This window comes from Pseudomonas sp. C11 (assembly GCF_034683865.1).
GTDB lineage: Bacteria > Pseudomonadota > Gammaproteobacteria > Pseudomonadales > Pseudomonadaceae > Aquipseudomonas.
The window spans coordinates 400,388-412,847 of sequence record NZ_JAWIIP010000001.1; the positions used below are offsets into that span (position 1 = coordinate 400,388).

The window sequence follows — 12,460 nt, forward strand, 5'->3', positions numbered from 1 at the left end:
AGGGCTTTACTGCATGTCGAAAGAAGACAGCTTCGAAATGGAAGGCACTGTCGTCGACACCCTGCCCAACACCATGTTCCGCGTGGAGTTGGAAAATGGGCATGTCGTTACCGCGCACATCTCCGGAAAGATGCGCAAGAATTACATCCGCATTCTGACTGGTGACAAAGTACGCGTCGAACTGACGCCGTACGACTTGAGCAAGGGCCGCATCACCTACCGCGCCCGCTAAGCCAAGCGCCAGATACGAAACGCCCGGCATTTGCCGGGCGTTTTCGTTCGCGTGGATTAATCCTACCGTTCGACAAGAGCGTAAGCGGCGACCCATGGACGCCGCTCCACAACTCCCCAGCATCAGGCCAGCTCGGCCGCCGTTTCGAACTCGAAACTCGGCTCGCCATCCTTGATGTCGATGTGTACCACACCGCCATGCTCGGCCAGCTCGCCGAACAGAATCTCCTCCGCCAGCGGACGCTTGATCTTGTCCTGAATCAAGCGCGCCATCGGTCGAGCCCCCATCTGCACATCGTAACCGCGCTCGGCCAGCCAGCTGCGCGCTGCACCGCTGACTTCCAGCGTGACGCGCTTGTCCTCCAGTTGCGCCTGCAACTCGGTGAGGAACTTGTCGACGATGCTCTTGATCACTTCGTGACTCAGGCGGCCGAACTGGATGATGGTGTCCAGGCGGTTGCGGAACTCCGGCGTGAAGCTCTTCTTGATGACTTCCATGGCATCGGTGGAGTGATCCTGCTGAGTGAAGCCGATCGACGCACGCGAGGCAGTCTCAGCGCCCGCGTTGGTGGTCATGATCAGGATCACGTTGCGGAAGTCCGCCTTGCGCCCGTTGTTATCAGTCAGCGTGCCATGATCCATGACCTGCAGCAGCAGGTTGAAGACTTCCGGGTGCGCCTTCTCGATTTCATCGAGCAACAGCACGCAGTGCGGCTGCTTGGTGATTGCCTCGGTGAGCAAACCACCCTGATCGAAGCCGACGTAGCCGGGCGGCGCGCCGATCAGGCGCGAGACGGTGTGGCGCTCCATGTATTCGGACATGTCGAAGCGCACCAGCTCGATACCCAGCGCCTTGGCCAACTGACGAGCGGCTTCGGTCTTGCCGACGCCAGTCGGCCCGGCGAAGAGGAACGAACCCACCGGCTTGTCCGGTGCCTTGAGGCCGGCCCGGGAGAGCTTGATGGCCGTGGACAGCGAATCGATCGCGGCGTCCTGACCAAACACCGTCAGCTTCAGATCGCGCTCGAGGTTGCGCAGCAATTCCTTGTCGGAGCTGGAAACGTGCTTCGGCGGAATCCGCGCGATCTTGGCGACGATGTCCTCGACCTGTGCAACCTCGATGCGCGCCACGCGCTTGTCTTCCGGCTGCAGGCGCTGGTAGGCGCCCGCTTCGTCGATGACATCGATGGCCTTGTCCGGCATGTGCCGATCATTGATGTAGCGTGCCGCCAATTCAGCAGCAGCGCGCAGGGCCTCATCGCTGTACTCGATGTGGTGGTGCTGCTCGAAGCGCGCCTTGAGCCCCTTGAGGATGCCGACGGTGTCCTCCACCGAAGGCTCGACTACATCGACCTTCTGGAAGCGCCGCGCCAGCGCACGATCCTTCTCGAAGATGCCACGGAACTCCTGGAAGGTCGTGGAGCCAATGCAGCGAATCTCGCCGGACGAGAGCAGTGGCTTGAGCAGGTTAGAGGCATCCATGACCCCACCCGAGGCCGCGCCGGCACCGATGATGGTGTGGATTTCGTCGATGAACAGAATGGCATGGGGGCGCTTGCGCAGCTCATTGAGCAGCGCCTTGAAGCGCTTCTCGAAGTCACCGCGATACTTGGTGCCCGCCAGTAGCGCACCCAGATCAAGTGAGTACACCACGCTATCAGCCAGCAGATCCGGCACCTGCTCATCCACGATGCGCTTGGCCAGCCCCTCGGCAATAGCGGTCTTGCCGACACCAGCCTCGCCAACCAGCAACGGGTTGTTCTTGCGCCGACGAGCAAGGATCTGCGCCACACGCTCGACTTCTTGCTCGCGGCCAACCAGTGGATCGATACGCCCTTGGCGCGCCAGCTCGTTCAGATTGCTGGCATAGGCATCGAGCGGGTTGGCAGACGAGGACGACTCGCCGCCCTCCTCATCCTGCATTTCCTGCTCATGCTCGTGCTGATCACCATGCCCCGGCACCTTGGAAATACCATGAGCAATGAAATTGACCACATCAATACGCGCCACGCTCTGCTGCTTGAGCAGGAACACGGCCTGGCTTTCCTGCTCGCTGAAGATCGCAACCAGCACATTGGCGCCGGTGACTTCACGCTTGCCGGAACTCTGCACATGGAATACCGCACGCTGCAGCACGCGCTGGAAACCCAGCGTCGGCTGAGTTTCGCGGTCTTCATCATGCTGCGGAATCAGCGGCGTGGTGGAGTCGATGAACTCCTGCAAATCATGGCGCAGCTTGTCGAGATTGGCTCCACAGGCACGCAATACGCTGGCAGCCGCCTCATTGTCCAGCAAGGCAAGCAGCAGGTGCTCGACCGTCATGAATTCATGACGTTTGGCGCGCGCCTCCTTGAAGGCAAGATTGAGGGTGACTTCGAGCTCTCGGTTCAACATAGCTTCACCTCATACCCAAGTGGCCGGCGTTAACCGTCCTTCTCTATTTCACAGAGTAGCGGATGCTGGCTTTCTCGTGCGTACTGGTTGACCTGCATTGCCTTGGTCTCCGCAATATCGCGCGTATACACACCACACACCGCACGCCCCTCCGTATGGACGGCCAGCATGATCTTGGTCGCCAATTCCCGATTCATGCCGAAAAAGGTTTCAAGTACTTCGACGACGAAATCCATCGGGGTGTAGTCGTCATTGAATAAGACCACCTTGTACATCGGTGGTGCCTTGAGCGCTGGCTTGGATTCCTGGACAGCGATACCAGAGGAGTCATCCTCATGCTCTGCCGGGTGATCCTGATTGAATGTTAGTCGAATCTGGCTACTTGCATGCATGCTGGAATCAGGGTTTCAGGGCTGGACGAACGGGGATGCTAGAGGGAGTTTGACTGAGTTCTCAGCCATCCGCCGCATAGCCTTGACTATCGGCAAAAGGGTGTTACAACCAATAAATACCCTATTCAAGGGTATCGGGGTTCCACGCCTTCGCCCAGCCGGATCGGTTATTGCGCGGAATTGAAGTGGATGATACTCCAGAGATGGAGTCCTTTGCAGAGGGATATCAGCATGCTCAGCGGTAAGGTCAAGTGGTTCAACAACGCCAAAGGCTATGGATTCATCCTGGCCGAAGGCCGAGATGAGGACCTGTTCGCCCACTACTCGGCCATCAATATGGAAGGTTACAAGACACTCAAGGCAGGCCAGCCGGTTCGTTTCGAGATCGTGCAGGGGCCCAAGGGATTGCATGCCGTCAATATCAGCACCGTCTCTGCGACACAGGAAGCGCCAGCGACCACGCCACAGCTGCAGACCACCGCGAGCACGGTAGGAGCCTGATCACCTCTGGCAGTCGCCATGAAAAAGGCCAGTCGTATGACTGGCCTTTCTTTATCCACGGCAACCTGCAGTTACATATGCGCGATCATCGCGTCGCCGAATTCGGAGCAGGACAGCAACTTCGCCCCCTCCATCAAGCGCTCGAAGTCATAGGTCACGGTCTTGGCTGCAATAGCCCCGTTGGTGCCCTTGATAATCAGATCAGCCGCCTCGGTCCAGCCCATGTGACGCAACATCATTTCGGCGGAGAGAATGATCGAGCCGGGATTGACCTTATCCTGGCCAGCATATTTCGGCGCAGTGCCGTGAGTCGCCTCGAACATCGCCACTGAATCGGACAGGTTGGCACCGGGCGCGATACCAATGCCGCCCACCTCAGCAGCCAGGGCGTCGGACAGATAGTCACCGTTGAGGTTGAGCGTGGCGATGACGTCGTACTCGGCCGGTCGCAGCAGGATCTGCTGCAGCATGGCGTCGGCAATCACGTCCTTGACCACGACGTTCTTGCCGGTGCGTGGATTCTTGAACTGCATCCACGGGCCGCCATCGAGCAACTCGGCGCCGAACTCGTCACGCGCGATCTCGTAGCCCCACTCTTTAAAGGCACCCTCGGTGAACTTCATGATGTTGCCCTTGTGCACCAGGGTCACCGAGTCGCGATCGTTGTCGACGGCGTACTGCAGCGCCTTGCGCACCAGGCGCTTGGTGCCGGCTTCGGACACAGGCTTGATGCCGATACCGCACATATCGGTGAAGCGAATCTTCTTGACGCCCATTTCTTCGGTAAGGAACTTGATGACCTTTTCAGCCTCCGCGCTGCCGGCTTTCCATTCGACACCGGCATAGATGTCTTCGGAGTTCTCGCGGAAGATCACCATGTCTACGTCACCCGGCTTTTTCACCGGGCTGGGCACGCCCTCGAACCAACGCACCGGGCGCTGGCAGACGTAAAGATCCAGCTCCTGACGCAGGGCGACGTTAAGCGAGCGAATGCCGCCACCCACCGGCGTGGTCAACGGCCCCTTGATGGACACGACGTAATCGCGCACCGCCTCGAGGGTCTCTTTCGGCAGCCAGGTGTCCTGGTCGTAGACCTGGGTAGCCTTCTCACCGGCATAGACCTCCATCCAGGAAATCTTGCGAGCACCGCCGTAGGCTTTCTCGACGGCAGCATCGACGACCTTGATCATGACTGGAGAGATATCGACACCGATGCCATCACCTTCGATGAAAGGAATGATCGGGTTGTTCGGCACGTTCAGCGACATATCGGCATTGACGGTGATTTTGTCACCGCTGGCTGGCACCTGGATCTTCTGGTATCCCATTGCTCGACTCCATCTTGTGGTTAGACAGTGTGCACTCCCGAGAGTAGCGCAAACCTCAGACCTCAGACACATCTGCAAAGGTCTTATTCAGCAGGGCATTCTGTGACGAGGTGTCGCGGTGATATACTCCTTAGGTGACTAACGAGTCATAAGGGGCGGCCTGTCCGGAACCGGATAGCAGCCTCTTGAAGCCGACGGGAGTACACCATCATCCGTCGGATCGAAACGTTCGACACTCTACGGGTGTATCCAACATCACCGCGGCGAGTCCTCGACCCGGCTCCATGACCCTGGAGTTCGCGCCACACGCGCAGGTCGAGTTTCTATGCGCGCTCAGCAAAGAAGAGAGTTAACGCTAAATGTCCACCCCTTCGAAGATCATCTACACCTTCACCGACGAAGCCCCAGCCCTTGCCACCTATTCGCTTCTGCCCATCGTGGAAGCCTTCGCTGCATCGGCCGACATCTCCGTTGAAACCCGCGACATCTCTCTTGCTGGACGCATCCTGGCAAGCTTTGCCGACCGTCTGGATGCCGACAAGCGCATCGACGACGACCTGGCCAAGCTGGCTGAGCTGACCCTGCAGCCAGACGCCAACATCATCAAGCTGCCCAACATCAGCGCCTCCGTTCCGCAGCTCAAGGCAGCAATCGCCGAACTGCAGGCTCAGGGCTACAACATCCCGAACTTCCCGGAAGACCCGCAGAGCGAAGAAGACAAGGAAGTTCGCGCCCGCTACGCGAAAATCCTGGGCAGCGCCGTGAACCCGGTTCTGCGTGAAGGCAACTCCGACCGTCGCGCCCCGGCTGCGGTCAAGGCCTACGCTCGCAAGCACCCGCACAGCATGGGCAAGTGGAGCATGGCTTCGCAGTCCCACGCCGACTACATGCGCGGCGGCGACTTCTTCTCCAGCGAGCAATCGATCACCATGGCCAAGGCCGGTGACGTGCGCATCGAGTTCGTTGGCAAGGACGGCAAGGTCGAGGTCAAGAAACAACTCGCCCTGCAGGAAGGCGAAGTCTTCGACAGCATGTTCATGAGCTGCCGCAAGCTGCGTGCCTTCTTCGAGAAGACCCTGCAAGACTGCAAGGAAACCGGCGTGATGTGGTCCCTGCACGTCAAGGCGACCATGATGAAGGTCTCCCACCCGATCGTCTTCGGTCATGCCGTCAGCGTTTACTACAAGGACGTGTTCGACAAGTACGGCGACCTGTTCAAGGAACTGGGCGTCAACCCGAACAACGGCATCAGCAGCGTCTACGACAAGATCAAGGCGCTGCCGGCGTCCCAGCAGGAAGAAATCCTGCATGACATCCACGAGGTCTACGCCCATCGCCCGGAAATGGCCATGGTCGACTCGGTCAAGGGCATCACCAACCTGCACATCCCGAGCGACGTCATCGTCGACGCCTCGATGCCGGCGATGATCCGTAACTCCGGTCAGATGTGGGGCAAGGACGGCAAGCAGAAAGACACCAAGGCCGTCATGCCTGAGAGCACCTACGCTCGCATCTATCAGGAAATGATCAACTTCTGCAAAACCAACGGTGCGTTCGATCCGACCACCATGGGCACCGTGCCGAACGTCGGCCTGATGGCGCAGAAGGCCGAGGAATACGGCTCCCACGACAAGACCTTCGAAATGACCGCCGACGGCACCATGCGCGTGGTAGCTGCCGACGGTACCGTGCTGATGCAGCACGAAGTCGAAGCTGGCGACATCTGGCGTGCCTGCCAGACCAAGGACGCGCCGATCCGCGACTGGGTCAAGCTGGCCGTTACCCGCGCCCGTCAGTCCGACACTCCGGCGATCTTCTGGCTGGATCCGGAGCGCGCCCACGACCGCGAGCTGCAGAAGAAGGTCGAGCTGTACCTCAAGGATTACGACCTGACCGGCCTGGATATCCGCATGATGGGCTACAACGAAGCCATCCGCGTCTCCATGGAGCGCATGATTCGTGGCCAGGACACCATCTCGGTGACCGGTAACGTGCTGCGTGACTACCTGACTGACCTGTTCCCGATCATGGAGCTGGGCACCTCGGCCAAGATGCTGTCCATCGTTCCGCTGATGGCGGGCGGCGGCATGTACGAAACCGGCGCCGGCGGTTCGGCACCCAAGCACGTACAGCAACTGGTCGAAGAGAACTACCTGCGCTGGGATTCCCTGGGCGAGTTCCTGGCCCTGGCCGTCTCGCTGGAAGAAACCGGCATCAAGACCAACAACGCCAAAGCCAAGGTACTGGGCAAGACCCTGGATCAAGCCACCGGCAAGCTGCTGGACAACAACAAGTCCCCGGCGCGCAAGGTCGGCGAAATCGATAACCGCGGCAGCCACTTCTACCTGGCGCTGTACTGGGCACAAGCCCTGGCCGAGCAAAACGACGACGCCGAGCTGAAAGCTCACTTCGCCCCGCTGGCCAAGCAACTGACCGAGCAGGAAGCCGCTATCGTTGCCGAACTGGCCGCCGTACAAGGCAAGCCAGCCGATATCGGTGGCTACTACCGCTCCAACCCTGAGCTGACCAGCAAGGTGATGCGCCCAAGCGCCACCTTCAACGCCGCTCTGGCTGCACTGAATGCCTGATCAGGCTTGAGTGTCGAAAGAACCCCGGCCTTGCGCCGGGGTTCTTTATTTATGGATCAGGACAATCTTTGTAGTGGCGAGCCCTGCTCGCGAAGACGTTTTTTCGCGAGCAGGGCTCGCCACTACAGACGTCATCCCAAGATAATCTCGGAGAAAGACAAAATGGACTGGCAACCGCATATCACCGTGGCCACGGTCATCGAAGACCAGGGTCGCTTCCTCTTCGTCGAGGAATTCAAGGCCGGGCGCCTGGTGCTCAACCAACCCGCCGGACATCTGGAAGCCAATGAATCGCTGCGCGAAGCCGCACTGCGCGAAACCCTGGAAGAAACCGGCTGGGACGTCGAGCTGACCGCCCTGCTCGGCCTCTACCTCTATACCGCACCGAGCAATGGCGTGACTTATCAGCGCGTCTGCTTCATTGCCCGCCCGGTGCACCATGACCCGCAGCGCGAACTGGACAGCGACATCAGCGGTATTACCTGGCTGACGCGCGACGAGCTGGCCGCACAACCCGAGCGCTGGCGCAGCGAACTGGTGTTGCGCTGCGTCGACGACTACCTGGCCGGGGTCAGCGGGTCGTTGGAGCTGCTGCGCGACTAAGCGTAGCCCGGATGAAATTCGGGGATGCCGTGCTCGCCGGCTCCAGATGATGACAGGCGGAACGGAGCGCCGGCCGCTCGTAGCGAAGTGAACAGTCCGCTGCTCTTCAAACCCAACGGCGTACTGCTTCGCGACGACTGCATGGATGCAGGAGGTAGAGCGACGCAGGAAGCCAAAGCCGAGTACGTCCTACGGGCGGCAGGCTTTCTGGTAAACTTGACGGCTTTTCAGGCTTTACTCGCAGACTCCCATGCAAGCACCCAGCACCCAACGCGTGATCGTCGGCATGTCCGGCGGCGTCGATTCGTCCGTTTCTGCCCTGCTGCTGATGGAACAGGGTTACCAGGTCGAAGGCCTGTTCATGAAGAACTGGGACGAAGACGACGGCACCGAATACTGCACCGCCATGGATGACCTGGCCGACGCCCAGGCCGTATGCGACCGCATCGGCATCAAGCTGCACACCGCCAACTTCGCTGCGGAATACTGGGACAACGTGTTCGAGCACTTCCTGGCCGAATACAAGGCCGGACGCACACCGAATCCGGACATCCTGTGTAACCGCGAAATCAAGTTCAAAGCCTTCCTCGACTACGCCCTGAGCCTCGGCGCGGATCTGATCGCCACCGGTCACTACGTGCGTCGCCGCGACATCGATGGCCGCACCGAACTGCTCAAGGGCCTGGATCCGAACAAGGATCAGAGCTATTTCCTGCATGCCGTCGGCGGTGAGCAGATCGCCAAGACCCTGTTCCCGGTCGGCGAACTGGAAAAGCCGCAGGTACGCGCCATTGCCGAGAAATACGAGTTGGCCACGGCGAAGAAGAAGGACTCGACCGGCATCTGCTTCATCGGTGAGCGCCGCTTCAGCGATTTCCTCAAGCAGTATCTGCCGGCGCAGCCCGGGGATATCGAAACCACGGAAGGCCAGGTCATCGGCCGCCATCATGGTTTGATGTACCACACCATCGGCCAGCGCCAGGGCCTGGGCATTGGCGGTCTGAAAGATGCGGGCGATGAACCCTGGTACGTACTGCGCAAGGATCTGACACGCAACGTACTGATCGTCGGCCAGGGCAACGAACACTCCTGGCTGTTCTCCCGCGCCCTGCTCGCCTCGGACATCTACTGGGTCAATCCAGTCGATCTCAGCACGTCGCGCCGCCTGACCGCCAAGGTGCGCTACCGCCAGAGCGACCAGTCCTGCACCCTGGAGAAGACCGAGAACGGCTATCGCGCCGTATTCGACGAGCCGCAACGTGCAGTCACCCCAGGCCAGTCCGTGGTGTTCTATGACGGCGAGGTCTGCCTCGGCGGCGGCGTGATCGAAACCGCCGAAGCCTGGTACGAGGACGCCCGATGAGTCCGATTCAGGAACAACTGGTTGCCCTCGGCGCCGTCTTCGAAGCCGCCGTACTGGCGGACAAGATCGCCCGCACCGGCCAGATCAGCGAAGCATCGATGGGCTGCATGCTCGGCAGCCTGCTCGTTCGCGATCCGAAAAGCACCCTGGATGTTTACGGTGGTGACGACCTTAACCTGCGCGAAGGTTATCGTGCGCTCATCAGTGCCCTGGAGCGCAACCCAGCCGCCTTGCAACGCGAGCCGCTGCGTTATTCGCTAGCTCTGATCGGCCTGGAGCGTCAACTGGACAAACGCAGTGACATGCTGGAAATCATGGGCAGTCGGCTGGATCAGATCCAGCAACAGGTCGAGCATTTCGGCCTGGTGCATGACAACGTCATCGCGGCCTGTGGCGGCCTGTACCAGGACACCATCAGCACCTTCCGCCAGCGCATCCAGGTGCATGGCGACATGCGCTTTCTGCAACAGCCGAACAACGCGGCAAAGATCCGCGCTCTGCTACTCGCCGGCATTCGCTCGGCGCGCCTGTGGCGCCAACTCGGCGGCCACCGCTGGCAGTTGGTGTTCAGCCGCGGCAAGCTGCTCAAAGCGCTCTACGACATGACGCGAAACTGACCATGGAGCCCGCCAGCCGCAGCGTCAAACCCCTTCAGGGTGCCCTGCTGCTGGCACTCTCGGCCCTGCTGTTCGCTTTCACCGGGGCCGGAATCCGCGAAATATCCGCCAGCGTCAACAACGAGTCGGTGGTGTTCTTCCGCAACCTGGTCGGCGTGCTGTTCTTTCTGCCGCTGCTACTAGTGCGCGGCGTGCGCCCGCTACGCACGACACGCCTGAAATCTCATCTATGGCGCACCACCTACGGCCTGGCGGCGATGTACTGCTTCTTCTACGCCATCGCCCACCTGCCACTTGCCGACGCCATGCTGTTCACCTATTCAGCGCCGGTGTTCACCCCGCTGATCGCGCATATCTGGCTCAAGGAGCCGCTGACCCGACGCATGCTGATCAGCAGCCTGGTCGGTCTGTGCGGCGTGCTGCTGGTGGCCAAGCCCAGCGCCGCCCTGTTCGAGGGCGCGGCATTGGTTGGCCTGGCGGCGAGCCTGTTGGCAGCCTTCGCTTTCGTCTCCATCCGCGAGATGAGCGACAGCGAGCCGGCAACCCGCATCGTCTTCTATTTCTCGCTGTTTTCCGCGTTGTTTTCCGCCATTCCGCTGACCTGGAGCTGGCAGCCGCTGGACGCCAACCAGCTTGGCTGGCTGCTGGGTATCGGCCTGCTGGCCACCGCCAGCCAGGTGATCATGTCGCGCGCCTACGGCCTGGCACCACCGGGATTGATCGGCCCCGTGGCCTACCTGGCCATCGTCTTCGCCGGCCTCATCGCCTGGCTGCTCTGGGGCGAGACACCGGACAGACTGTCATTGCTGGGTGCAGCGCTGATCTTTGCCGCCAGTCTGTTATCGGTCGCAAGACGCAAGGCATAGACGGCCAAGCGCCGGTTTTCATGTATGATATGCGCCCTTTTCGTCAGAGGTCGTCCAGGCACCTGAGCTAGAGCCCGCTTCATCGAAGCAGGCACGACGCGCAGCGGCTCCGGATGACTTTTCAGCCCGACAGCTCGAGAACGCCCACATGCAGCTTTCCTCGCTCACCGCGGTTTCCCCCGTCGACGGCCGCTACGCCGGCAAAACCAGCGCCCTGCGCCCCATCTTCAGCGAATACGGCCTGATCCGTAGCCGCGTACTGGTCGAAGTGCGCTGGCTGCAGCGCCTGGCCGCCCACGAGGGCATCCCGGAAGTCGCACCCTTCTCCGCCGAAGCCAATGCCCTGCTCAACGAGCTGGCCGAGAACTTCGCCGTCGAGCACGCCGAGCGCGTCAAGGAAATCGAGCGCACCACCAACCACGACGTCAAGGCCGTGGAGTACCTGCTCAAGGAACAGGCTGCCAAGCTGCCGGAGCTCGACAAGGTCAGTGAATTCATCCACTTCGCCTGCACCAGCGAGGACATCAACAACCTGTCCCACGCCCTGATGCTGCGTGAAGGCCGTGACAGCGTGCTGCTGCCGCTGATGAAGCAACTGGCAGGCGCCATTCGCGAGCTGGCAGTGAAGTTCGCTGACGTACCGATGCTCTCGCGCACCCACGGCCAGCCGGCTTCGCCGACCACCCTGGGCAAGGAACTGGCCAACGTTGTCTACCGCCTGGAGCGCCAGATCGCTCAGGTCGCCGCCGTGCCGCTGCTGGGCAAGATCAACGGTGCTGTGGGCAACTACAACGCCCACCTGTCGGCCTACCCGAGCATCGACTGGGAAGCCAACGCCCGTCAGTTCATCGAAGGCGACCTGGGCCTGACCTTCAACCCCTACACCACCCAGATCGAGCCGCACGACTACATCGCCGAGCTGTTCGACGCCATCGCCCGCTTCAACACCATCCTGATCGACTTCGACCGCGACGTATGGGGCTACATCTCCCTCGGCTACTTCAAGCAGAAGACCGTGGCCGGCGAGATCGGCTCCTCGACCATGCCGCACAAGGTCAACCCGATCGATTTCGAGAACTCCGAAGGCAACCTGGGCATCGCCAACGCGATCTTCCAGCACCTGGCCAGCAAGCTGCCGATCTCCCGCTGGCAGCGCGACCTGACCGATTCCACCGTGCTGCGCAACCTGGGTGTCGGCTTCGCCCACAGCGTCATCGCTTATGAAGCCAGCCTCAAGGGAATCAGCAAGTTGGAGCTCAATGCTCAGAAAATTGCTGAAGACTTGGATGCCTGCTGGGAAGTGCTCGCCGAGCCGATCCAGACCGTGATGCGCCGCTACGCCATCGAGAACCCGTACGAGAAGCTCAAGGAATTGACCCGCGGCAAGGGCATCAGCGCCGAAGCCCTGCAAACTTTCATTGATGGACTGGACATGCCAGCCGCCGCCAAGGAAGAGCTCAAGCAACTGACCCCGGCGCGCTATATCGGTAACGCCGTGGCCCAGGCCAAGCGTATCTAAGCGCGATCAGCCTCGAGGACGCCCGGCTGAGCCGGGCGTTTTTGTTTTAAGGTTTTTA

Annotated in this window: 11 protein-coding genes; 8 read left to right on the top strand and 3 right to left on the bottom strand. The window is 60.6% G+C overall.

Annotated elements, in window-relative coordinates; genetic code table 11:
• Positions 1-13 precede the first annotated feature (13 nt).
• Positions 14-232 (top strand): translation initiation factor IF-1, encoded by a 219-nt coding sequence (gene infA, locus VC352_RS01775; RefSeq protein ID WP_002553999.1) that lies wholly within the window; start codon positions 14-16, stop codon positions 230-232.
• Between the two features lie 122 nt (positions 233-354).
• Here infA and clpA read toward each other — a convergent pair whose 3' ends face one another.
• Positions 355-2,625, bottom strand: a complete 2,271-nt coding sequence (gene clpA, locus VC352_RS01780; protein WP_322977860.1) for an ATP-dependent Clp protease ATP-binding subunit ClpA — start codon at positions 2,623-2,625, stop codon at positions 355-357.
• 29 nt (positions 2,626-2,654) lie between these two features.
• A complete protein-coding gene (gene clpS / locus VC352_RS01785) occupies positions 2,655-3,017 on the bottom strand; it encodes an ATP-dependent Clp protease adapter ClpS (protein WP_322977861.1) in 363 nt (120 codons plus the stop codon).
• Positions 3,018-3,248: 231 nt separating this feature from the next.
• Between clpS and cspD the strand changes: the two genes are divergently transcribed.
• Positions 3,249-3,518 (top strand): cold shock domain-containing protein CspD, encoded by a 270-nt coding sequence (cspD, locus tag VC352_RS01790; RefSeq protein ID WP_322977862.1) that lies wholly within the window; start codon positions 3,249-3,251, stop codon positions 3,516-3,518.
• A 71-nt stretch (positions 3,519-3,589) separates the two neighbouring features.
• Here the strand turns inward: cspD and icd are convergent, their stop codons facing one another.
• Positions 3,590-4,846, bottom strand: coding sequence for an NADP-dependent isocitrate dehydrogenase (gene icd, locus VC352_RS01795; RefSeq protein WP_322977863.1), 1,257 nt, complete (start codon positions 4,844-4,846; stop codon positions 3,590-3,592).
• Positions 4,847-5,205: 359 nt separating this feature from the next.
• On the opposite strand from icd, the gene VC352_RS01800 reads away from it, so the two are divergent.
• From VC352_RS01800 to purB, 6 genes are all read left to right on the top strand, one after another.
• On the top strand, positions 5,206-7,434 hold the full coding sequence (locus VC352_RS01800; protein ID WP_322977864.1) for an NADP-dependent isocitrate dehydrogenase: 2,229 nt from the start codon (positions 5,206-5,208) through the stop codon (positions 7,432-7,434).
• 162 nt (positions 7,435-7,596) lie between these two features.
• Positions 7,597-8,037 (top strand): NUDIX hydrolase, encoded by a 441-nt coding sequence (locus VC352_RS01805; RefSeq protein WP_322977865.1) that lies wholly within the window; start codon positions 7,597-7,599, stop codon positions 8,035-8,037.
• Positions 8,038-8,287: 250 nt separating this feature from the next.
• Positions 8,288-9,400: a tRNA 2-thiouridine(34) synthase MnmA gene (mnmA, locus tag VC352_RS01810; protein WP_322977866.1), complete on the top strand. Its 1,113-nt coding sequence runs from the start codon at positions 8,288-8,290 to the stop codon at positions 9,398-9,400.
• Positions 9,397-10,017: a high frequency lysogenization protein HflD gene (hflD, locus tag VC352_RS01815; RefSeq protein ID WP_322977867.1), complete on the top strand. Its 621-nt coding sequence runs from the start codon at positions 9,397-9,399 to the stop codon at positions 10,015-10,017. Before mnmA ends, hflD begins: the two co-directional genes overlap by 4 nt.
• Positions 10,018-10,019: 2 nt before the next feature.
• Complete coding sequence (locus VC352_RS01820; RefSeq protein ID WP_322977868.1) at positions 10,020-10,883, top strand: DMT family transporter; 864 nt, start codon at positions 10,020-10,022, stop codon at positions 10,881-10,883.
• Positions 10,884-11,031: 148 nt separating this feature from the next.
• Positions 11,032-12,402 (top strand): adenylosuccinate lyase, encoded by a 1,371-nt coding sequence (gene purB / locus VC352_RS01825; RefSeq protein ID WP_322977869.1) that lies wholly within the window; start codon positions 11,032-11,034, stop codon positions 12,400-12,402.
• Positions 12,403-12,460: the final 58 nt, after the last annotated feature.